This is a genomic window from Allobosea sp. P4_E12 (genome assembly GCF_056401655.1).
This window is the reverse complement of record NZ_JBFUIY010000002.1, coordinates 262,944-285,629: the sequence shown is the minus strand read 5'-3', so window position 1 is coordinate 285,629 and position 22,686 is coordinate 262,944. Positions and strand designations below refer to the sequence as shown.

The window sequence follows — 22,686 nt, the reverse complement described above, 5'->3', positions numbered from 1 at the left end:
CCCTTCGGCCGGTCCGGCCTGTCGTCATCGATAGTGCTGCGCAGTCGCAAGGGCGGCACGGTATCACCAAAGGCTAGCATCCGTGCTCGCCGGTGCAACGTGAAAGCTGATGACGGAGTGTCTGCAGCATAGGCGGAGCCAGCCGCGCATCCGCTGCCTGAGGCTCTGAACCGGCACGCATGGCGGGCCTCCTTGAAAGCACGCGTCCTGCGCCTCAATTGGTGCGGATGCGTTCCGCCGGGCTCATCTCGGCACAATCTCCCTCGACCGTAGCAAGCCTGAACGGACATGTGCATGACACAGCCTCTCGAACTGGGCCTGGACACGTTTGGCGATGTCACCTCCGGGGCGGACGGCCAGCCGTTGCCGCACGCAGAGGTCATCCGCAACCTGATCGACGAGGCCGTGCTGGCCGATCAGGTCGGGGTCGATTTCTTCGGTGTCGGCGAGCATCATCGCGCGGATTTCGCCATTTCCTCGCCGGAGGTCGTGCTTGCGGCGATAGCCGGGCGCACAGAGCGGATCCGCCTCGGCTCAGCCGTTACGGTGCTGAGCTCCGACGATCCGATCCGGGTGTTCCAGCGTTTCTCGACGCTCAACGCGGCGTCGGGCGGACGGGCAGAGGTCATTCTCGGCCGTGGCTCCTTCACCGAGTCCTTCCCGCTCTTCGGTTATGAGCTGCGCGATTACGAAACCCTGTTCGAGGAGAAGCTCGAAATCTTCGCGGCACTGATCAGCCAGGATGCGGTGACGTGGTCGGGCACGACGCGGCCGCCGCTCAAGAACCAGCGCGTCTTTCCCTCGTTGGAAACCGGGGTGCTGAAGACCTGGATCGGGGTTGGCGGGAGTCCCGAATCCGTCGTTCGTGCCGCCCGCTACGGCCTGCCGCTGATGCTCGCGATCATTGGCGGCGATCCGGCGCGCTTCCGGCCCTATGTCGATCTCTATCACCGCGCCTTTGCGCAACTGGGGAAACCGGTGCCGCCGGTCGGGGTGCATTCGCCGGGCTATGTGGCGGAAACGGACGAGCGGGCGCGCGAGGAGTTCTTCACGGACTACAAGCGGATGCGCGACCGGATCGGCGGTGAGCGCGGCTGGCCGCCGATGAATCGCGCCGAGTTCGATCAGGAGATCGATTTCGGCTCGCTTTATGTCGGGTCGCCGGAGACGGTCGCGCGCAAGATCGCCGCGACGGTCAAGGCGCTCGATGCGGCGCGCTTCCAGATGAAATACAGCGCCGGGCCTCTTAGCCATGACAGGCTCATGGGCTGCATCGAGCTCTATGGACGCAGGGTCGTGCCTCTGGTCCACGAAATGCTTGCCTGACGAGACCAGTTGCGGATGCGCCGGCAATGACGCTTCAATGCTGCCGATTGCAGGGGAGCGCGTGATGGCGACGGGGTTGAGGTCTTCGCTTGGGACAAGGGGGCTGCTCGTCGCTGCCGGGCTGCTGTTCTTGCCGGCGCTCGCGCAAGCCCAGCCGCAACCTGCGGCGAATCCGCAACTTGCCGCGGCGCAGGCTGCCTTCGACGCCTTGCCCGAGCTCGAACGCAAGGCGATCCAGAACGACCTGATCTGGGCGGGACATTTCAACGGCGCGGTCAGCGGCTCCTACGGGCCGCTGACCTTTCGTGGCATCAACGCGCTGAAGGCCGGCTCGCGCGGCATGCCGGACGGCATCCTGACGCCCGTCGAGCGCCGGGCATTGGCGCAGGCGGCGGGGGCGGCGCGCGAGGCGGCGGGCTTCCGCGTCATCACCGACGAACGCACCGGTATCCGCATCGGCATTCCGACCAAGCTGCTGCCGCGCCGCGAGGCGACCGCGACCGGCGGCGGCCGCTGGCAGAGCGAGGATGGCAGGGTGACGCTCGACACGAGCACGGCACCGGCAGGGGATACTGTCGAGGCGCTGTTCGAGAAGGCCACGAGCGCGGCCGTTCCAGGGCGGAAAATCACATACAAGCTGCTCCGGCCGGATTTCTTCGTAGTCACTGGCGAGACGCCGTCGGGGCGGTTCTACCGGCGCCTGTCGTCGGGGCCGGGCGGCTTGCGCGGCTTCTCGATCGGCTACGACAAGGCTCTCGCGCCGAGCATCGACAAGCTCGTCATCGCTATTGCCAGCAGCTTCGAACCCTTTCCGACCGGGCCTGCGCCTGCGACGGCGGGTCCTGCGGTCGCGAGCGTGCCGACACCAGGCGCGGCGCCTCCGGTCGTGGTCGCGGCAAGGCCGACGGAGCGCTTCGGTGTCGGCCTCGCTGTCTCGGACAAGCTCGTCCTGACGGCGACGGCGGCGATCGACCCCTGCAAATCGCTCAAGGTTTCCGGTCGGCCGGCGCGGCTGCGCATCAAGGACGATGCGAGCGGCCTTGCCTTGCTGGATGTCGACGGCACTGCGGCCGGAGCTCCCCCAGGCCTTCGGAGTGGGGCGCTGGTGGCGCAGGAGAGCGTCGTGCTGATGGCTTTCGGCGATTCCGGCGGGCAGCGCACGGCGATGGCCCTGCCGGGACAATCCGTGCGCCTCGGCGCCGGCGAGGCGGTGTTCGCGCCGCTGCAACCCGGCCAGGCGGGCAGCCCGGTCTTCGATCGCCGGGGTCGTCTTGCCGGGTTGGTGACGTCCAACCCCTCGGACAGGGTGCTGATTGCAGGGGTCGCGCCGCAGCGCGCCTACGCGATTGCCGCCGGGGCTGCCATGCAGGCGTTGCTGGGCAAGGCAGGCGTAACGCTTCAAGCCGCGACGTCGGGGCCGGAGATCAGCACCGGGGCGGTGGTCGAGAAGGTCGGAAAGGCTGCATTGCCCGTCGCATGCGGACTGTGAACCCGTCTTCAAAGAGCAGTTGTTTCCGTTACGACAATCGACTCAGATAGCGTCGGACTGACAAGGGAGCCCCGCATCCGCGGAGAAGCATCCCGGACCTAAATCGATTAAGCGGAGGGAACACGGGAATGACGGACGGCATCAACAGACGTAAGCTTTTGAAGGGTGCGGCAGCGGCAGGCGCGGCAAGTCTGATCGTCAAGCCGGCAATCGCGCAGGCACAATGGCCGAGCCGCCCCCTGACGATGATCTGCCCCTGGGGCGCAGGTGGCGGCACGGACGCGACGGCGCGCATCGTCGCTTCGCTCCTGGAGAAAGATCTCGGCCAGCCCTGCAACGTCGTCAACCGCACCGGCGGCTCGGGCGTCGTCGGCCATTCGGCGATCGCGACGGCGGCTCCCGACGGCTACAATATCGGCATGCTGACGGTCGAGATCTCGATGATGCATCATCAGGGTCTCACCGATCTCACGCCGGCAAGCTATACCGCGCTGGCGCTGATGAACGAGGATCCGCCAGGCGTGCAGGTCAGCGCCTCGAGCCCGCACAAGGACATCAAGGCTCTTGCCGAAGCCATCAAGGCTGCGCCTCCCGGCAAGCTCAAGGCCTCGGGAACAGGCCAGGGCGGTATCTGGCACCTCGCGCTGGTCGGCTGGCTGGTGGCGATGGGGCTGAAGCCCGATCATGTCGCCTGGGTGCCGTCGAATGGCGCAGCACCCGGCATGCAGGACCTCGCAGCCGGCGGCATCGACATCGTCACCTGCTCGGTGCCCGAAGCCCGGGCCATGATCGATGCCGGCAAGGCGAAGTCGCTCGCCATCATGGCGACCGAGCGCAATCCGCAGTTCAAAGACGTTCCGACGCTGAACGAGACACTCGGCGTCAACTACTCGGTCGGCGCCTGGCGTGGCATCGGCGCGCCCAAGGGGCTGCCGGCCGATATCCAGGGCAAGCTCGCCGCCGCGCTGAAAAAGGCCTTCGACTCCAAGGAATACAAGGACTTCATGAACGCCCGGGGCTTCGGCATGAAGTTCGCCGACCCGGCAGGCTTTGCTTCATTCATGGCCGAAGGTGACAAGGCCATGGCGTCCGCGATGAAGGCGGCGGGCCTGGCCAAGGCCTGAGGCGGCAAACGGTTGGCGGAAGGGTGAGGCAGCTTCATCCTTCCGCCGCTTCTCGATCTTTCAGACTGTGCCTGAAATGAGTGCGGGAGATGCGGTCGCTCGCGCTCATGGCGCCGCCCCGGCACGGATCAGCGGACGTTTCGCGATGCTTCTATCCGACAAGATAACCGGGGGCGTGATGGTGGCGCTCGGCGCCACTGCCTTCATCTATGGATCCACACTTCCGCCGGTCCCTGGCCAGCAGGTCGGCCCCTCCGCCTTTCCAATGGCCGTCGGGGCTGCCCTCGTCCTCTGCGGCACGCTGATCGCCTTCGGTATCGGGCGGCATTTCGAAGAAGTGGCCGAGGCGGATGTCGCGAGCCATAGTGCGCCGGAACTGCTCGAGCCCTTGCCGGCCTGGCGGAACTGGCTTGCATTGCTGCCGCCGGCCCTGCTCGCCTTCTATGCGCTTGCGTCCGAGGCATTGGGCTTTCTGCCGACGGCAGGGATCATGGTTGTGATCGCGAGCCTCGCCTTCGGGGCGCGGCCGAAGCTCGCGGTGCCGTTGGCGCTGATCGCGCCTTTCGTCATCAACCTGATTTTCCTGAAGCTGCTGCGCGTGCCCTTGCCCGGCGGCCTTCTGCCTTTCCCGTGGTGAGCCGATGAATACCGTCATCCAGGCCTTCGGATTGGTCTTCCAGACCGATGTGATGATCGCGATCGTCGCTTCGGCCTTCTATGGCCTGACCGTCGGTGCATTGCCGGGGCTCTCGGCGACGATGGCGACGGCGCTGCTGGTGCCGATCACCTTCTATCTGTCACCGATCGCGGCCATTGCCACCATCATCACCGCATCGGCGATGGCGATCTTCTCGGGCGATATTCCGGGCTGCCTGCTGCGCATTCCCGGGACGCCGGCTTCCGCGGCCTACACGGACGAAGCCTATGCAATGACCCGCAAGGGCCAAGCCGAGACGGCACTCGGCATCTGCCTGTGGTTCTCGGCGCTCGGCGGCATCGCCGGCACGCTGTCGCTGATGCTGATCGCACCGTTGCTGGCCGAGTTTGCGCTGTCCTTCTCGACCTACGAGAATTTCTGGCTCGCCATGCTGGGGCTGATGTGCTCGACGCTGGTGGCCCGCTCCTCGCCGATCAAGGCTATCGCCGCGATGCTGCTTGGCCTGCTCATCACCTGCATCGGTATCGACAATCCCGGCGGCGTCCCGCGCTTCACCTTCGGCTCGACCGATCTTCTTGGCGGCATCGAGCCGATACCGGCGCTGGTCGGCGTCTTTGCGCTTGCCGAGGTGATGCGCGCCCTGACCGAGCGCGAGCCGCCGAAGCTGGAGCACCGCCGGCTCGGCAGCATCCTCAAGGGGCAGATCGAGCTGACCAAGAAATATCCGAAGCAGCAGACGCGCGGGAACATCGTCGGCATCATCATCGGCGTCCTGCCCGGTGCCGGTGCCGACATGGCTGCCTGGGTCAGCTATGCGATGTCCAAGCGCTTCTCAAAGACCCCGGAGAAATTCGGGACCGGCCATCCCGAAGGTTTGATCGAGGCTGGCGCAAGCAATAACGCCTCGCTCGCGTCGGGTTGGGTTCCGGCGCTGCTCTTCGGCATTCCCGGCGACACGATCACGGCGATCGCCATCGGCGTGCTTTACATGAAGGGGCTCAATCCGGGCCCGACGCTGTTCACCGAGCAGGCGTCGAGCATGTATGCTCTCTACATCATCTTCCTGCTCGGCAACATCATCATGATCCCGTTCGGCATCATCATGATCAGGCTGGCGAGCCGTGTCGTCGGGGCTCCGCGCTCGGCGGTCATGCCGGTGATCATGATCTTTTGTGCGGTCGGGGCCTTCTCAACGGCGGGCAACAACCTGTTTGCGGTCTGGTGCGTCGCGATCTTCGGCCTGCTCGGCTTTGTGATGGAGAAGAACGGCTATCCCGTTGCTGCCATGGTGCTCGGCATCGTCATGGGCACGATGGTGGAGCAGAGCTTCGTCACCTCGTTGATCAAGTCGGACGGTTCCATCCTGCCCTTCTTCAGCCGCCCGGTCTCGATGGTGCTGTCTTCGATGACGATCGCGGCACTGCTCTGGCCGGTCTTCATGTGGTCCCTGGAGAAACTGCGGTCGAGACGGGCGGTCGCCGCGTAGTTGCGGCGGGCGCGCGGCGTCAGGCTATTACGTCGCGCGCCTTCAATGCGTCCAGACGCTCGGCAGGCAGACCGAGTTCGTCCGCGAGGACTGCCCAGGTGTCATGGCCCAGCGCCGGCGGCATATGGCGCACCGGCAGCCGTTCGCCATCGAGGCGGTAGGGCGGAGCGAGTACGGCGGGTGCGCCGGCATTGTCCCCGTCCTCCACCAGCATGCCGGCCCGCCCAGCCCGCTCCGAGCGCAAGGCGCGGTTGAGGCCGAGCACCTCGCCGCTGGGAATGCCGTTCGCCGCCAGTTTCGTGAGCAGTTCGGCGCGCGGGCGGGCGCGCAGCTCCGCCTCGATGAGCGGCAACAGTTCGGAGCGGTGGGTGGTGCGCTGGAGATTTGTGGCGTAGCGCGGGTTCTCGGCAAGGTCGACCCGGTCGATCACCGAACGGCAGAAACGATCATATTGAGCGTTGTTCCCGACCGTGAGGACGAGCGCGCCGTCCGCCGCATCGAACACGCCATAGGGCACGATCGAGGGATGGGCGTTGCCGTAGCGCGGCGGGTCCCCGCCGAGCGCCAGGGCCTCCAGCCCGTAATAGGAGGTGACCGAGAGGCCGCAATCGAACAGCGCCATCTCGACATGCCTGCCCTTGCCGGTGCGTCCGCGCTGGACGAGAGCCGCGAGCACGGCCTGCGCCGCATATTGGCCGGTGAAGAGATCGGCGATCGCGACACCGAATTTCAGCGGGGGCTGGTCGTCATTGCCGTTCATGGCCATGAGGCCGGATTCGCCCTGGATGACGAGATCGTAGCCGGGTCGTGCGGCCTCCGGTCCATCGGAGCCGTAGCCGGCAATGGAGCAGTAGATCAGGCCGGGGTTCCCGGCGCTGAGCGCGGCATAGCCAAGGCCGAGCTTGTCGGCGCCGCCGGTTTTGAAATTCTGGATCAGCACGTCGCTCTTGCGCGCGAGCTCAAGGATGATGGCGAGGCCCTCGGGCTGGCCGAGATCGATGCCGATCGAGCGCTTGTTGCGGTTGACGCTGTTGAAATAGCAGGTGTTGCGCTCTCCGAGCCGCATGCCCCAGTCGCGCGTATCGTCGCCGCGCTGGGGATGCTCGACCTTGATGACATCGGCGCCGAGATCGGCCAGGACCTGGCCGCACCAGGGGCCGGCGAGGATGCGCGAGAGATCGAGAACGCGAATGCCGGCGAGGGGAAGGTCGGATGCGATCACGAACCCATCACTCCTTCAAGACTGGCTGCCAGCGCGATCAGGCGCGGCCGGACGTCCTCGAGCAGGAAACCGGGATCGAGGATGACGGTCGGCGCGCCGCAATTGATCGTCATCGGCGGCAGGCCTCCACCGGGGTGGAAGGCCACTGCGATCGCGCTCACCGTCGGCTGCCAGTCGCCGAAGGAGCGGACGCAACCTGTCATGCGATACTCCTCGAGCGCCTGTTCAATGCCCTCGCGCAGACTCGGCCAGGCAGCGTCGTCGACGGAGCGGAAATCGTCCATGATGGCCTGGCGCTCGGCCGGGTCGCAGGCGGCGAGATAGGCCCGGCCCATGGCGCTGCGTGCCATCGAGATGCGCGAGCCGGTATCGATGTTGAGGGCGATCGCGACCTCGCCCCGGCAGCACTCGATATAGCGCATGCTCAGCCGGTCGCGGACGCCGAGGCCCACCGAGGCCTTGGCGAAGTCGGCGAGTTCCTGCATGCCGGGCCGTGCGATCTGGCGCACATCGAGCCCGGCAAGCGCGGTGGCGCCGAGTGCGATCAGCGCGGTGCCAAGCCGGTATGCTCCGCTATGCGGGACATGATGGAGATAGCCCAGCTTGGTCAGCGTATAGGTCAGCCGCGAAACGGTGGAGCGGGCAAGTCCGCAGCGTGCTGCGATTTCCGAGTTGGCGAGCGCATCCTCGTTGCGCTTGAAACAGGCGAGCACATCGAGCCCACGCGCCAGGGCGGTGACGAAATGCCGGTCTTCCTTCGGCCCGGCTCGTTCGCCGCGTTCGGGGGCGTCCGACAGCTGCGCCGCCATGGCCTCAGCGTTTCATCAGGAACGCGGCGAAGGCGGCCTGCGCCTCGGCCGAGACCAGGCGCTCGCCGAAATGCCTGGCTTCGAGCGCGATCGTTTCGGCCACGGCGGCGGCATTGCCGCGCTTCAGCAGCGTCTTCGTCAGGGCGACCGATTGCGGCGGCAGGGCAGCGAGCGCCCGCGCCTTGTCGAGCGCGATCGAGAGCGCTTCGCCTTCCGCCACCACGGCATTGACGAGGCCCGCTTCGGCTGCCGTCTCGGGAGGGAAGGCCTCGCCCAGCAGCAGCAGTTCCGCGGCGCGCTTGCTGCCGGCAATCATCGGCAGCAGATGGCTCGATCCGCCTTCGGGGCAGAGCCCGAGCGTAACGAAGGGCAGGCGGAAGCTGGCGCTACCCCCGGCGAAGGCAAGGTCGCAATGCAACAGCATGGTGGTGCCGATGCCGACGGCAAAGCCTTCGACCGCGGCGACGATCGGCTTCTTCGCCGTCGAGATCGTCGTCAGGAAATCGATGGCGATGCGCGCACCGTCGCCCGAGGCCGCGGCGAAATCCTTGATGTCGTTACCGCTGGTGAAGCACCCGGCCGCGCCGGTGAGCACCAGCGCGCGGACAGCCTCATCAGCTTCGCCTGCGGTGATGGCCGCGATCAATCCGCCATAGGTTGCGCGGTCGAGCGCGTTGCGCCGGTCGGGGCGATTGATGGTGATCTGGAGGACGCCGGGAAAGGGGCTTTGAGTCAGAACGGTCGCGGTCATCCCTTGCCTATCCCCTGTCGATCTTCACGCAATCCCAGCAGCGCTGTTCTGCCTGTCGGAAGGATGCGCCGTGATGCTGGATTCGCAGGAACGATCCGTCCTAGCGTCGATCCGTGCAAGGCATGACATGCAGCTTCCGGAGCGGTCAAGTTGTGGGCGTTCATTCTGCAATGCAGTTCCCGCTTGTGGCGCCGCCGGCGCCGTCCTGCCCATTCTTGACAAGCCGTGGCCAGTCGCCTCTCTAGTCCGAGAAATGCAGCATTCAATTCTGCAGTGCAGACTGAAAGCGTGAGGAACATGCCCATGGAGACCGTCCGGCTCTCGCAGCGCGGCCCGGTGGCGATCGCGACCATCGATAATCCTCCGGTGAATGCCCTGAGTGCGAGCCTGCGGGCCGCTCTCGTCGATGCGCTTTCGCGTGCGGCTGCCGATCCGGCGGTCGAGTCTATCGTGATCGCGGCCGCCGGGCGGGCCTTCATCGCCGGTGCCGATATCAGCGAGTTCGGCAGGCCGCCGGTCGAACCGACCTTGCCTGGTGTGCTCGCGATTATCGAAGGCTCCGCGAAGCCGGTGGTGGCTGCCATTCAGGGCGTCGCGCTGGGCGGGGGGCTGGAACTCGCGCTCGCCTGCCATGGCCGTGTGGCGGCACCAGCGGCAAAGCTCGGCCTGCCCGAGATCAAGCTCGGCATCATTCCGGGTGCCGGCGGAACCCAACGCCTGCCGCGCGTGATCGGTGCGGCGAAGGCCTTTCCCCTGATGCTGAGCGGAGAGGCCATCTCTGCGGAGAAGGCGGCCGCACTCGGCCTCGTCGACCGGGTCGTCGAGGGCGACATCGTCGCTGCGGCCATTGCGCTGGCGCAGGAGCTGGCGGCCAAGGGGGCCCCCGTGAAGACCGGCGAGCGCGCGGACATGCTGACATCATCCGACCGCGAGGCGTTCGAGGCTTTGGCCAAGGATGCGGCAGCCAGGTCGGGCGACATGCCGAATGCGCTGGCGCTGATCGAGGCGGTGCGCGGCGTCTTCACCCTGCCATTTGGCGAGGGGCTTGCCGCCGAGCGCGCGCTGTTCCTCAAGCTGGTCGTCGATGACCGTTCCAAGGCCCTGCGCTACGCCTTCTTTGCCGAGCGCGAGGCGGCCAAGGTCCCGGGCATCGACGAGGGCAAGGGGACGCGTCAGATCCGGCAGGCGGCCGTCATTGGCGCCGGCACGATGGGTGGCGGGATCGCGATGTGTTTCGCCAATGCCGGCATCCCAGTGACCGTGATCGAGACGACGCGGGAGCAACTCGACAAGGGCTACGCCCGCATCCGCGACACCTACGGCTTCTCGGTCAAGCGCGGTTCGCTGACGGAGGCCGCGCGTGACCAGCGTATGGCGCTGATCACGCCGAAGCTCGGGCTCGAGGCGGCAGCGGAGGCGGATATCGTGATCGAAGCCGCCTTCGAGGAGATGGGCGTCAAGCAGGAGATCTTCGGCGCGCTCGATGGGATTGCGAAGCAAGGCGCAATCCTGGCCTCGAACACCTCCTATCTCGACCTCGCGACGATCGCCATGGCAACGAAGCGGCCGCAGGATGTGATCGGGATGCATTTCTTCAGCCCGGCCAATGTCATGAAGCTGCTTGAAATCGTGCGGCCGGCCTGCGTTGCGGATGATGCGGTGGCCACTGCGATTTCGCTCGGACGCAGGCTCGGCAAGGTGCCGGTCGTGGTCGGGAACTGCTTCGGCTTCGTTGGCAACCGCATGCTGGAACAGCGCACGCGGGCCGCCGAGCGGCTGCTGATCGCCGGTGCGCTGCCGCATGAGGTCGACGCGGCGCTGACCGGTTTCGGCTTCAAGATGGGGCCATTCGCGATGTCGGATCTCGCGGGCAACGATATCGGCTGGCGCACGCGCAAGTCGCGCGGCAAAACCGCAGCGGTCGCGGACGCGATCTGCGAGCGCGGCTGGTTTGGTCAGAAGACCGGGCGTGGCTACTATCTCTATCCAGAGGGCGCGCGCGCCGGGCAACGCGACCCGGAGGTCGAGGCGCTGATTGCGCAGGTTTCCAAGGAGCAGGGCGTTGAGCGCCGGGCGATGAAGCCGGACGAAATCCTGGCGCGCCTGCTCGATCCGATGGTCAATGAGGGTGCGAAGATCCTCGCGGAGGGGATTGCTGCGCGGCCGGGCGATATCGATACGATCTGGATCAACGGCTATAACTGGCCGGCCTGGCGCGGTGGGCCGATGCACTGGGCTGACTCTGTCGGGCTCGACGTGATCGTCAAGCGTCTGGAAAGGCTCGCAGCGGAAAGCGGTGATGCCGCGCTCGAACCGGCGCCGCTGCTGCGCAAGCTCGCGGCCGAGGGCAAGGGCTTCGCGGACCTGAAGGCCAGGGCGGCGTGATCCAGGCAGCGCGCCCGATCTGGCAGGAGCGCTTTCCGCAGGCCTGCGACTGGGACGCGGCAGTGGAAACCGGTACGGTGCCGGACCTGCTCGTGCCGGCCGTCGCGGCGCGGCCGGACGCGGTGGCCATCGCGTTCCGCGAGAGCGAGCTGAGCTATGGCGAACTCGACAGGCTGGCCACCCGACTCGCGGCGGGGTTGATCGCCGATGGCGTCAGGCAGGGCGACCGGGTGGCGCTGTTCCTTCCCAATACGCCCTGGCATCCCGTCGCGTTCTTCGCGGTCGCGCGCTGCGGCGCGACCGTCGTGCATCTCAGCGCGCTCGATGCCTTGCGGGAGCTTGAGCACAAGCTCGTGGCGACGCAGCCGGTCCGCCTGATCACCACGAACCTTCCAGGCTTCCTGCCGCAGGTGCAGGCGTTGCGTGCGGCGGGCTTCGTCGATCGCGTATTGGTCGGCGAGGATGCGCGCTGGGGACCGGGGGAGGCCGAGCCGCAGGATCTGCCGCCTGGTGGCGGCTTCGCCTGGCTCGACGACCTGATGACGGCGCCTGACCCGGCGAACTGGCCGGTGCTTTCACCCGACGATGTGATGCTGCTGCAGTTCACCGGCGGCACGACAGGGGCGCCGAAGGCAGCGATGCTGACGCATGGCAATCTTGTCTCGGCGGTGAACATCTACCGTCTCTGGACTGATGGCGAACCGTTGGAAGCCGGAGCGCAGACCGCGATCGCGGTGCTGCCGCTGTTCCATATCTACGCGCTGACCACGATCCTGCTGCGCCATTTGCGGGACGGCAACCGCATCCTGCTGCGCCAGCGCTTCGATGTCGAAACCCTGATCGAGGATATCGGGATCCGTCGCGCGACGATGTTCTCCGGTGTGCCGACGATGTGGTTTGCCCTGCTCAACCGCAAGGGCGTCGAGACGGTCGATTTTTCGTCGTTGCGCTCCTGCGTCTCGGGCGGCGCGCCCCTGCCCTTCGAGGTCCAGACCCGACTCGAAGGCATATTGGGCGTCAGGCTGAACAATGGCTGGGGCATGACCGAGACCGCGCCCGCCGGCTCGCGCCTGCCGAAGCAGGCGAAACCTCGGCCGGGCGTGATCGGCGTACCGCTGCCAGGCCTCGAGATGAAGATCGTCTCGCTCGACGTCGGGCGTGCCGATTGCCCGCCCGACGAAATCGGTGAGATCGCCATTCGCGGCCCCAATGTCTTCAAGGGTTATTGGAACGAGGCGGAGGCGACGCGCGATGCCTTCCACGAGGGCTGGTTCCTGACCGGGGATCTCGGCCGGATGGACGCCGACGGGCTGTTCCAGATCGTCGACCGGCGCAAGAACATGATCATCTCGAGCGGCTTCAACGTCTATCCGGTGGCGATCGAGAATGCGATCTACGAGCATCCGGCGGTGCAGGAAGTGCTGGTGATCGGCATCGACGACGATTATCGCGGCCAGGCGGCGAAGGCCTTCGTCGTGCTCAAGGCCGGCATGCCTGCCTTTACGCTCGACGAATTGCTGCACTTCCTCAAGGATCGCCTCGGCCGGCACGAGACGCCGCGCGCGCTGGAATTTCGCGAGAGCCTGCCGCGCAGCGCTGCCGGGAAGCTGCTGGCGAAGGTGTTGATCGCCGAAGAACAAGAGAAGCGGGCCAAGCCCGCTTCGCCCGAATCCGCTGCATAGGACCTGAGAAAATCCATGACCGAAGCCGTCATCGTCTCCACCGCCCGCACGCCGATCGRCAAGGCCTATCGCGGTGCCTTCAACCAGACCCGCGGTGCCGATCTTGCGGCGCACGCGATCAAGGCAGCCTATGAGAAGGCCGGGATCGAGCCGGCGGCGATCGAGGAGATCGTGCTCGGCTGCGGCTATCCGGAGGCTGCGACCGGCGGCAATGTCGCCCGTCATGCCGCGCTGGTCGCCGGCATCCCGGTCGCGTCTGCCGGTGTCACCGTCAGCCGCTTCTGCGCTTCGGGCCTCGAGGCGATCGCGCATGCGGCGCGGCGCATTGTCATGGACGGCGTGCCGGTCGCGATCGGCGGAGGCGTCGAGTCGATCAGCCTGGTGCAGCCGGTGGTGCGGCGCGAACTCACCCAGAACGACTGGCTGATGAAGCACAAGCCCGAGATCTACACGACGATGATCGAGACCGCCGACAACGTCGCCGAGCGCTACGGCATCTCGCGCGAGGCGCAGGATCTGTTCTCGCTGGAAAGCCAGCGCCGCACCGCCGCGGCCCAGCAGCGCCTGCTGTTCGACGACGAGATCGTGCCGATGAGCGCAGTGATGTCCGTCACCGACAAGGCGAGCGGCGAAACGCGGAACGAGCAGGTCACGCTCGCCAAGGACGAGGGCAACCGGCCGGACACTACGCTGGAGGGACTTGCGAAGCTGAAGCCGGTGCGCGGCGAGGACAAGTTCATCACCGCCGGCAATGCCAGCCAGCTCTCGGACGGTGCGGCTGCGAGCGTCGTGATGTCGGCGAAGGAGGCTGCGCGGCGGGGCCTGTCGCCGCTCGGCATCTTCCGTGGCTTCGCCTCGGCCGGCTGCGAGCCGGACGAGATGGGCATCGGCCCGGTCTTCGCCGTGCCGCGCCTGCTCGAGCGCAATGGCCTGAAGGTTTCGGATATCGATCTCTGGGAACTCAACGAGGCCTTCGCCTCCCAGTCGATCTATTGCCGCGACACGCTCGGCATCGATCCCGAGAAGGTCAACGTCAATGGCGGCGCGATCTCGGTCGGCCATCCCTTCGGGATGAGCGGGGCGCGGCTGGTTGGCCATGCATTGCTGGAGGGGCGCCGCCGCAAGGCGCGCTATGCCGTCGTCACCATGTGCGTCGCCGGCGGCATGGGCTGCGCGGGGCTGTTCGAGATCAATCAGGGCTAGCCATCATGGACCTGCGCTTCACGCCCGAGGAAATCGCCTTCCGCGATGAGGTGAGGCAGTTCTTCCGCACGGAGATCCCGGCTTCTATCCGCAGGAAGGTCTCCGAAGGCCTCGGGCTGGCGCGGGAGGATTATGTCACCTCGCAGCGGGTCATGAACGCGCGCGGCTGGGCCGTACCGCATTGGCCGAGCGAATGGGGCGGGCAGGATTGGAGCCCGATCCAGCGCTATATCTTCACTGAGGAGATGCTGCTCGCCGCCGTGCCGCTGCCGCAGCAGTTCAATTGCTACATGGTCGGGCCGGTGATCGCGGCCTTCGGCTCCCAGAGCCAGAAGGAGAAGCACCTCGCGCGTATCGCCAATCTCGACGAATGGTGGTGCCAGGGCTTTTCCGAGCCCGGCGCGGGTTCGGACCTCGCCTCGCTGAAGACGCGGGCCGTCCGCGATGGCGATCATTACGTCGTCAACGGCCAGAAGACCTGGACCACGCTCGGGCAGCACGCAGACTGGATCTTCTGCCTCGTGCGCACCGACCCCGCGGCGAAGAAGCAGGCCGGGATCTCTTTCATCCTGATCGACATGAAGACGCCCGGCATCACCCTGCGCCCGATCATCACGCTCGAGGGCCGGCACGAGGTCAACGAGGTTTTCTTCGACGATGTCCGCGTGCCCGTCGAAAACCTCGTCGGCGAGGAGAACAGAGGCTGGGACTATGCCAAGTTCCTCCTTGCCAACGAGCGTGTCGGCATCGCCCGGATCGGCCTCTCCAAGGAACGTCTTGCCCGGATCAAACGGCTGGCGAAGGAGATGCCGGCCGGCGACGGTGTGCTGTGGGATGACGCCGATTTCCGCGAACGGTTTGCGCTGGTCGAGATCGAACTGAAGGCGCTGGAAATCACCCAGATGCGGGTGGTCGCAGCACAGGGCAGGCGCGATCCCAACAAACCCGATCCTGCCTCCTCGATCCTCAAGATCAAGGGCTCCCAATTGCAGCAGGCGACGACGGAACTGCTGCTGGAGGTGGCCGGGCCATTCGCGCTTGCCGCGCCGCTGCGGACGGGCGACCTCACCAATGACTGGCCCTTCGAGCCTGACTGGGCCGATGCGGCTGCAGCGAGCTATTTCAACAACCGCAAGGTCTCGATCTATGGCGGCTCGAACGAAATCCAGAAGAACATCATCGCCAAGGCGGTGCTGGGGCTTTGACGATGAGGCTTGGCGCCCTGCCGCGTCCTGGCCGGGCTTGTCCCGGCCACCCCCGTCTTCCCTTCACGCGCGTCGCAGGACGCAAGAGCTCGCCACAAGGGCGAGCATGACGCGGTGGCTAGCGCCCCGCCAGGCTGGATGAAACCCGATGGATTTCGACCTCTCCTCCGAACAGGCCCAGCTCAAGGACAGTGTCGAGCGGCTGATCGGCGCGGCCTATGGCACGCTCGACGCGCGGCAGGCCTTGGCGAAGGAGCCGCTCGGCTTCTCCGAGAAGGGTTGGGCGCAGCTTGCGGAGCTGGGCCTCACCGGCATCCCGTTTTCTGAGGAGGAGGGCGGTTTCGGCGGCGGTCCTGTCGAGACCATGGTGGTGATGGAGGCGCTGGGCAAGGGACTGGCGCTTGAGCCCTATCTTGCGAGCATTGTGCTGGGTGGCGGCGCCGTCCGGTTCGGCGGTTCGGCTGAACAGAAGGCGCGGATCATTCCGGGCATCGTTGACGGCACCCTACGCCTGGCGCTGGGCTTCACCGAGAAGCAGTCACGCTACGATCTCTTCGACGTGGCGACGAGCGCGCAGCGCACGGAGACAGGGTTCGTGCTCGATGGCGCCAAGAGCGTCGTGATCAATGGCGACAGCGCGCACCGGATCGTGGTGAGCGCCAGGACAGATGGCGGCCGGCGCGACCGGACCGGTATCAGCCTCTTCCTCGTCGATGCGGCGGCGCCCGGCGTGAGAACCCGAGGCTACCCGACACAGGATGGCGGACGCGCTGCGGAGATCGCCTTCTCCGGCGTCGTGCTCGGCCAGGAGGCTCTGCTGGGATCGCTCGGCGCAGGGCTGCCGATCCTCGAGCGTGTCGCTGACCACGCCATTGCTGCGCTCGCCGCCGAAGCTGTCGGCATCATGGATGCGCTGCACGGCCTGACCGTCGACTATCTCAAGACGCGCCAGCAGTTCGGCGTCGCGATCGGCCAGTTCCAGGTGCTGCAGCATCGCGCCGTCGACATGCTGATGGCGCTCGAACAAGCCCGCTCGATGGCGCTCTATGCCGCGATGATGGTCGGCCATCCCGATGCGGGCGAGCGGACCGCCGCGTTGTCGGCTGTGAAGGTCCAGATCAATCGCTCCTGCCGGCTGGTGGGGCAGGAGGCGGTGCAGCTCCATGGCGGCATCGGCATGACGATGGAATATCTCGGCGCGCATTATTTCAAGCGCCTGACCATGATCGAGAGCCTGTTCGGCGATACCCCCCATCATCTGCGGCGGGTCGGGCAGGCTGGCGGGCTGGTCGCTGCCTCCTGAGGCGACTTGCCGGACGGAGGCGCCCCTTGTCATCTTCGGGGCCGCGTCGTTGACTGGTTTGGCCCAGTGCGTGTCCCCGGAGGTGCGATCGTGAGTTCCGGCCTTGTCGCCCTGCTCGACGATATCGCGGCGCTTGCGAAGGTCGCTGCGGCGTCCCTCGACGATGCCGCGAGCCAGGCGGCGAAGGCGAGTGCCAAGGCTGCCGGCATCGTCATCGACGATACGGCCGTGACGCCGCGCTATGCCGTCGGGTTCAGCGCGGATCGGGAACTTCCGATCATCGGGCGGATCGCGCTGGGCTCATTGCGGAACAAGCTGGTATTCCTGCTGCCGGCGGCGCTCCTGCTGGCGCTGTTCGCACCCTGGGCAATCACGCCGCTGCTGATGCTGGGCAGCCTCTATCTCTGCTTCGAGGGAGCCGAGAAGGTCCTGGAACTGGTCCGGCCTCATGGCGCTGATGTCGAAGGCGAGGGCGCCTCGGCGGGGATCGACGCCACCCAGTTCGAGAACCAGAGGATCAGCGGTGCAGTGAGGACCGACTTCATCCTCTCGGCGGAGATCATGGCGATCACGCTCGCAAGCGTGTCTCAGTCCTCGTTCTGGACGCAGGCGCTGGTCCTGGCCATCGTCGGCATCGGGATGACCGCCTTCGTCTACGGTCTCGTCGCGCTGATCGTGAAGGCCGATGATGCCGGCGTTGCTCTGGCGCAGAACGATCACCCCATCTCAAACCTGCTTCACCTTGGGCGTGGCAAACGCCCCGCCGAAGCCGAGCCCAGCATCGTCGACCGCCTGCTGCGGCCCCTGTCCAAGGGATTCGGGCGGGGGCTCGTGGTGAGCATGCCCGTGCTGCTCTCGATCCTCAGCGCTGTCGGAACCGTTGCCATGCTCTGGGTCGGCGGCGGCATCCTGATCCACGGTTTCGAGGGCTATGGCTTCAGTGCGGTGGGGCACCTCATTCACGATGCCGCCGTGGCATCGGCCCGCCCCGTCCCCGGCCTGGGTGCGGTTGTCGAATGGCTGGTGACGGCGGCGCTGTCGGCGGTCGTCGGGCTGGCCGCGGGCGTGGCAACGATGATCGGCATTCACTTCGCCGTTGCGCCAGTGCTGAAGCTGTTCGGCAAGAGCAGGCCGAAGCTGGTGTAGCTCCTGCCTTCAGTCGAGCCAGGTGGTGAAGGTCTCGACCGGCTCGCGCTCCGGCACGAGCCGGTTCGCAGCTGCGTCAGGGTCGGCATGGCCGATCGCGATGCCGCAGACGACGACCTCGCTCTCGGGGATCGCCAACGCATCGCGCACGACCGGATGAAAGCGGGCAAAAATCGCCTGCGGGCAGGTATCGAGGCCATGCGCCTGGGCAGCGATCAGCAGATTCTGGATGAACATGCCGAGATCGAGCCAGGAGCCGATTTCGAGGTCGCGGTCGATCGTCACCATCAGCGCGACCGGCGCGCCGAAAAAGCGCAGGTTATAGGCCGTCTGCCGCTTCATGCCCTCATGGTCACCCCTGGTGACGCCGAGCAGGCCATAGAGGTCCCAGCCGACCTTGCGGCGGCGCGACTGATAGGGCTCGGTGAAGGTCTGCGGGTAGTAGCGGTACTCCTCCGCCGGTTTGAAGTCGGGATCGTCCAGCGCAGCGAGCAACCCGGCTTCCAGCCGTGCCCGGCTCTTGGGGCCGAGCACACGCGCCTTCCAGGGCTGCATATTGGTCCCGCTCGGCGCTTGGGCGGCGAGTTCGAGCAGGAGCCGCACCAGCGCAGGATCGACCGGATCCGGCAGAAAGGCACGCACCGCGCGGCGACTGCGGATGGCCTGTTCGACCATATCCGGTGCAAGCGCGGTGCGTTTGTTCATCCCCGTGCGGCCTCACGCGCCTTCAGGAAGGCGTGGTGCTCGGCGAGCAGGTCGCCGGCGAGCGCCTTGGCGATCAGCGCGCGGGTGTTCTCGATGCCGTAGATCGCAGCGAAGGAGCCGAAGCGTGGGCCTTTGGGCTCACCGAGCAGGATCTCGTAGAGCGTGTTGAACCAGGCGAGCGAGACGCCGGCCGAGCCGTCCTTCTGCACGGTCTTGTAGGGATCGCGTCGGCCGATATCGTAGACCGCGTCCTGGATCGTGCCGGCATCGGTGACGCCTGCAGCCGAGAGTTCGCCGAGCCTGGCTGAGAGATCCTCCAGGGCCTGCCGCTCCTCCAGCGTCGCCGGACGGTATTGCTTGGCTGGCTTCACGAAATCCTGGAAATAGCGGATCGCGTAGCCGACCAGCGCGTCGAGACGCGGATGTGTCGCAGGCGAGGCACCCGGCGCATAGCGGCGCAGGAAGCCCCAGAGTACATCCTTGTCCTCGGCATTGGCCACGGCGACGAGGTTCATCAGCAGCCCGAAGGTGACCTGCGTCTTGGCGGCGTTATCGCCTTCGCCCGAGGCGATCACCTCCGGCGCCGGCGGGTTGCCGTTATGGATATGCCAGACGGGATTGCCGAGCCGGTTCTTCCAATCCTGCCGCTCGTAGCCGCCGAGGAACTGCAGATATTCGTCAGCCGCACGCGGAATGACGTCGAAATGCAGCTTCTTGGCCTCGCGCGGACGCGAGTACATGAAGAGCGCCAGGCTCTCCTGCGAGCCATAGGAGAGCCATTGCTCGATGGTCAGGCCGTTGCCCTTCGACTTCGAGATCTTCTGGCCCTGCTCATCGAGGAAGAGCTCGTAGTTGAAGCCGTCCGGCGGCGTCGCATCGAGGGCGCGCGCGATGGCCGACGAGACCTTGACGGAATCGATCAGGTCCTTGCCGGCCATCTCGTAGTCGATGCCGAGCGCGACCCAGCGCATCGCCCAATCCGGCTTCCATTGCAGCTTGGCATGGCCGCCGGTGACAGGGGTCTCGAAACGCTCGCCGCTCTCCGGGTCGGTCCAGGTGATGGTCCCCTTCTCGACATCGCGCGCCTCGATCGGCACCTGCATGACGATGCGGGTCCTGGGATGGATCGGCAGGAAGGGCGAATAGGTCGCGGCGCGCTCCTCGCGGAGCGTTGGCAGCATGATCTTCATCACCGCGTCGTAGCGCGCCAGCAGCTTCAGCAGGGTCGCGTCGAACTCGCCCGCCCGATAGCTGTCGGTCGAGGACTTGAACTCGTAATCGAAGCCGAGCTGGTCGAGGAAGGCACGCAGGCGGGCGTTGTTATGCCGGCCGAACGAGTCATGCGTGCCGAAAGGATCGGGGACCTCGGTCAGCGGCCGTCCGAGATGCTTCGCCAGCAATTCCTTGTTCGGGACGTTGTCCGGCACCTTGCGCAGGCCGTCGAGATCGTCGGAGAAGGCGATCAGCCGCGTCGGCACCGTGTCGTCGGTGAGCACGCGGAAGGCGTGGCGCACCATCGAGGTGCGCGCGACCTCGCCAAAGGTGCCGATATGCGGCAGGCCCGAGGGGCCGTATCCGGTCTCGAAGAGCACCTCTTTCTTGCCCGATTTCTCGATCCGGGCCACGAGCTTGCGTGCTTCCTCGAACGGCCAGGCGGCCGAACGCTGGGCGGCATCCACGAGCGTGGGATCGAAAGCGGACATTTGCGGCGGGTCCTCGTCTGTCTCAAGGTTTTCGGAAGCTCCGGCTTTGACAGATGAGAACGGGCGGCGTCAATCGGTGCCGGCTGTCCTGGGGCGTTGCCTGCCCTGCACCGCATTCATTGCCTGCCCGGGTCGCGTTCGGTCGAATTGCTCTTGCGGCGCATGCGTATAGGCTCCGCTCCGCGATTGGCTCTGTATCGGATACCTCATGGATCACGCTCTCCTCGAAACGCTCAAGACGTGGCGACGACATCTCCACGCGCATCCCGAACTCTCGCTGAAGGAGAGCGCGACGGCCGCCTTCGTTCAGGAGAAGCTGACCGAACTCGGCATTCCCTTTACCGCCGGCATTGGTGGCCACGGCGTCGTCGCGACGCTGAAGCGCGGCAACTCGGACCGCAGCGTCGGATTGCGGGCCGATATGGACGCCTTGCCGATTCTCGAGGCGAATGACCTGCCCTATGTCTCCACGAACAAGGGCGTGATGCACGCTTGCGGCCATGATGGCCACACGACCTCCCTGCTCGGAGCCGCCGCCCTGCTGGCGCGCGACGAAAGCTGGAGCGGGACGGTCCATCTGCTGTTCCAGCCTTCGGAGGAGAATGGTGCCGGCGCCCGGGCGATGATCGCCGACGGTCTGTTCGAACGCTTCCCGATGGAGCGCGTCTTCGGATTCCATAACTGGCCCGGCCTGGAAGCCGGCACGGTGGCGGTTCATCACGGACCGGTTATGGCCGAGCCCGGCCGATTCCGGATCACCCTGCACGGCACGGCCGGCCATGCCGCCAAGCCCGACCTGACGCGCGATCCGATCGTTGCGATGAGCCATCTGATCGTGGCTCTGCAGACGATCGTCGCCCGCAATGTCGATCCGCTCGACAGCGCGGTCGTCTCGGTCGGCATGGTGCATGGCGGCCAGGCGCCGAACCAGATCCCGTCCAGCGTCACCATCGACGGCACTTTCCGGACCTATCGGCCGGCGGTGCGCGATCGCGTGATCGGGAGCCTCAAGCGCATTGCCAACAGCACGGCCGAGGCCTTCGAGATGCGGGCCGAGATCGAGATCATCACTGGCGGTCGCGCCACGGCGAATACCGAACTGGAAGAAGAGATCTCGGTCGCGGCAGCGAAGCAGGCTGGTCTGACGGTTCGGCGCGACGTGCCGCCGAGCACCGCGAGCGAGGATTTCTGCCATTTCATGGCGGACAGGCCGGGCGCCTATGTCTGGATCGGCAATGGCCCGGTGACCGACGGTGGCGAGCTCCACAACGAGCGCTACAACTTCAATGACGATATCCTGCCCGCCACGGCTGGCTGGATGGCAAGCGCGGCCCGCCTGGCGCTCGAGGGCGAGCTCTCCAATACGCGCCCCGCGCGATGAAACGGGAGGGAGGCGGGTCCACGGGCTCACCTCCCTCCTGATTCTGCGTGGGGCAACCGAACCTGACGAGATTGGGGCGGCAGCGAGCCTTCGGGGAACCGGGTAGGCCGGGCGCCGATTGCGAGCGCTCCGGACACGAGATCGGCGAGGAGCCTGGGTTGGCTTCCCTTCAGAACGGGCTCACCGGAAAGAACCGCAGATAGAGCCTGGCATAGGTGCCGTCGTCCCAGAGCGATTGGAGCGCATAGTCGATTGCGCGTATCAGGGTCGGGTCATCCTTGCGCGTGAGGAAGCTGACCCCCTCGCCGAAATAGCGGCTTTCCAGGAAGGGGCCGCCGCTGAAGGCGAGCTCGCCGCCGTTGCGGCCGGCGAGCGTGAGTGCAAGCGCGACGCCGTCCCCGAAGACATATTCAACCTCGCCGCTGCGCAATGCGGCAATCGCTGCCGTCAGGCTGGGGGCTTCACGGCGCTGGGCGAAGGGCATCAGACGTTCGAGGAAGGCCTGATGCGCCGAGCCGCTGATGACGGCGATCCGCTTGCCCTGCAACTCGCGGCTGTCGAGTTCCGGCTGAGCACTGCCGCGGGTCGTGACGAAACGGGCAGGGGAGCGGAAATAGAGATGGCTGGCGCTGAAACGGGCGCGGATCTGCGGCGTCACCGCCATCGCTGCCGCCAGGACGTCGCCGCGCCCTTCGGCCAGGGAATCGAGCAGCGTGTCGAAGCGGCGGGCCTGAACCGTGCAGGTCCACAGCATCCTCTCGCAGACCGCACGGGCGAGCTCGACCGAGAAACCGGTCAGCGCGCCGTCCGGCGCAGCAAAATGTAGCGGCGGATAGTCGTCGTCGGTCAGGAAACGAACCACGCGTGGGGGCCCGGGCTCCGGCCGATCGAGCCTGATCTTGCCATCCCAGAAATTGGGGACGGTCGCGGGAGATTGCGCCGCAGCTGTGCCGGCTATCAGGAGGCCAAGGCAGAATGTGGAGGCAAGGAGGGCGAGCCGCTTCATGGCCGCATCTGGCGACAGGGGGCGAGCCTGATCAAGAGGTTTCGCTATTCGCATGTGGAACCCTGTCCCTGCAGGAGAGGGTTCCGCATGCGCTGTTGCTTT

18 protein-coding genes are annotated in these 22,686 nt (G+C 66.4%); 12 read left to right on the top strand and 6 right to left on the bottom strand.

Going from position 1 to position 22,686, the window contains the following annotated elements; all coding sequences use genetic code 11:
* Positions 1-294 precede the first annotated feature (294 nt).
* The 5 genes from AC1DW9_RS03395 (at position 295) to AC1DW9_RS03375 (ending at position 6,083) form a co-directional block, all read left to right on the top strand.
* A complete protein-coding gene (locus tag AC1DW9_RS03395) occupies positions 295-1,326 on the top strand; it encodes an LLM class flavin-dependent oxidoreductase (RefSeq protein WP_441504408.1) in 1,032 nt (343 codons plus the stop codon).
* A gap of 37 nt (positions 1,327-1,363) precedes the next feature.
* The gene (locus AC1DW9_RS03390) at positions 1,364-2,815 is read left to right on the top strand and encodes a trypsin-like peptidase domain-containing protein (protein WP_476775577.1); all 1,452 of its coding nucleotides are present in this window, start codon (positions 1,364-1,366) and stop codon (positions 2,813-2,815) included.
* Between the two features lie 128 nt (positions 2,816-2,943).
* Positions 2,944-3,939: a tripartite tricarboxylate transporter substrate binding protein gene (locus AC1DW9_RS03385; RefSeq protein ID WP_441504410.1), complete on the top strand. Its 996-nt coding sequence runs from the start codon at positions 2,944-2,946 to the stop codon at positions 3,937-3,939.
* Positions 3,940-4,084: 145 nt separating this feature from the next.
* Entirely contained in the window at positions 4,085-4,576 is a 492-nt protein-coding gene (locus AC1DW9_RS03380) for a tripartite tricarboxylate transporter TctB family protein (protein ID WP_476775578.1), read from the top strand.
* A gap of 4 nt (positions 4,577-4,580) precedes the next feature.
* On the top strand, positions 4,581-6,083 hold the full coding sequence (locus tag AC1DW9_RS03375; protein WP_441488008.1) for a tripartite tricarboxylate transporter permease: 1,503 nt from the start codon (positions 4,581-4,583) through the stop codon (positions 6,081-6,083).
* Positions 6,084-6,102: 19 nt separating this feature from the next.
* On the opposite strand, the gene AC1DW9_RS03370 is transcribed toward AC1DW9_RS03375, so the two are convergent.
* From AC1DW9_RS03370 to AC1DW9_RS03360, 3 genes are read right to left on the bottom strand one after another with little or no spacing between them, the layout of a single operon-like run.
* A complete protein-coding gene (locus AC1DW9_RS03370; RefSeq protein WP_441504413.1) occupies positions 6,103-7,305 on the bottom strand; it encodes a CaiB/BaiF CoA transferase family protein in 1,203 nt (400 codons plus the stop codon).
* Positions 7,302-8,114, bottom strand: a complete 813-nt coding sequence (locus tag AC1DW9_RS03365; RefSeq protein ID WP_441504414.1) for an IclR family transcriptional regulator — start codon at positions 8,112-8,114, stop codon at positions 7,302-7,304. The genes AC1DW9_RS03370 and AC1DW9_RS03365 overlap by 4 nt, the downstream gene beginning before the upstream one ends.
* Before the next feature lie 4 nt (positions 8,115-8,118).
* Complete coding sequence (locus AC1DW9_RS03360; protein ID WP_476775579.1) at positions 8,119-8,865, bottom strand: enoyl-CoA hydratase-related protein; 747 nt, start codon at positions 8,863-8,865, stop codon at positions 8,119-8,121.
* Positions 8,866-9,162: 297 nt separating this feature from the next.
* Between AC1DW9_RS03360 and AC1DW9_RS03355 the strand changes: the two genes are divergently transcribed.
* The 6 genes from AC1DW9_RS03355 (at position 9,163) to AC1DW9_RS03330 (ending at position 17,789) form a co-directional block, all read left to right on the top strand.
* The gene (locus AC1DW9_RS03355) at positions 9,163-11,250 is read left to right on the top strand and encodes a 3-hydroxyacyl-CoA dehydrogenase NAD-binding domain-containing protein (protein WP_476775580.1); all 2,088 of its coding nucleotides are present in this window, start codon (positions 9,163-9,165) and stop codon (positions 11,248-11,250) included.
* Positions 11,247-12,932: an AMP-binding protein gene (locus AC1DW9_RS03350; RefSeq protein WP_476855026.1), complete on the top strand. Its 1,686-nt coding sequence runs from the start codon at positions 11,247-11,249 to the stop codon at positions 12,930-12,932. The genes AC1DW9_RS03355 and AC1DW9_RS03350 overlap by 4 nt, the downstream gene beginning before the upstream one ends.
* Before the next feature lie 15 nt (positions 12,933-12,947).
* Positions 12,948-14,135 carry an acetyl-CoA C-acyltransferase gene (locus AC1DW9_RS03345; protein WP_476855025.1) on the top strand — a complete coding sequence of 396 codons (1,188 nt, stop codon included), beginning with the start codon at positions 12,948-12,950 and terminating at the stop codon, positions 14,133-14,135.
* A gap of 5 nt (positions 14,136-14,140) precedes the next feature.
* Positions 14,141-15,340 carry an acyl-CoA dehydrogenase family protein gene (locus tag AC1DW9_RS03340; RefSeq protein WP_476775583.1) on the top strand — a complete coding sequence of 400 codons (1,200 nt, stop codon included), beginning with the start codon at positions 14,141-14,143 and terminating at the stop codon, positions 15,338-15,340.
* A 148-nt stretch (positions 15,341-15,488) separates the two neighbouring features.
* Positions 15,489-16,643, top strand: a complete 1,155-nt coding sequence (locus AC1DW9_RS03335) for an acyl-CoA dehydrogenase family protein (protein WP_441504420.1) — start codon at positions 15,489-15,491, stop codon at positions 16,641-16,643.
* 90 nt (positions 16,644-16,733) lie between these two features.
* Positions 16,734-17,789, top strand: coding sequence for a DUF808 domain-containing protein (locus AC1DW9_RS03330; protein ID WP_441488017.1), 1,056 nt, complete (start codon positions 16,734-16,736; stop codon positions 17,787-17,789).
* 9 nt (positions 17,790-17,798) lie between these two features.
* Here AC1DW9_RS03330 and AC1DW9_RS03325 read toward each other — a convergent pair whose 3' ends face one another.
* Together AC1DW9_RS03325 and AC1DW9_RS03320 are read right to left on the bottom strand one after the other, a co-directional pair.
* A complete protein-coding gene (locus AC1DW9_RS03325) occupies positions 17,799-18,494 on the bottom strand; it encodes a nitroreductase (protein WP_441488018.1) in 696 nt (231 codons plus the stop codon).
* Positions 18,491-20,197 carry a lysine--tRNA ligase gene (locus AC1DW9_RS03320; RefSeq protein WP_476775584.1) on the bottom strand — a complete coding sequence of 569 codons (1,707 nt, stop codon included), beginning with the start codon at positions 20,195-20,197 and terminating at the stop codon, positions 18,491-18,493. The genes AC1DW9_RS03325 and AC1DW9_RS03320 overlap by 4 nt, the downstream gene beginning before the upstream one ends.
* A gap of 208 nt (positions 20,198-20,405) precedes the next feature.
* Here AC1DW9_RS03320 and AC1DW9_RS03315 point away from each other — a divergent pair, with 208 nt between their 5' ends.
* Entirely contained in the window at positions 20,406-21,578 is a 1,173-nt protein-coding gene (locus AC1DW9_RS03315) for an amidohydrolase (RefSeq protein ID WP_476775585.1), read from the top strand.
* 169 nt (positions 21,579-21,747) lie between these two features.
* Here AC1DW9_RS03315 and AC1DW9_RS03310 read toward each other — a convergent pair whose 3' ends face one another.
* Positions 21,748-22,584, bottom strand: a complete 837-nt coding sequence (locus AC1DW9_RS03310; RefSeq protein WP_441488021.1) for a transporter substrate-binding domain-containing protein — start codon at positions 22,582-22,584, stop codon at positions 21,748-21,750.
* Positions 22,585-22,686: the final 102 nt, after the last annotated feature.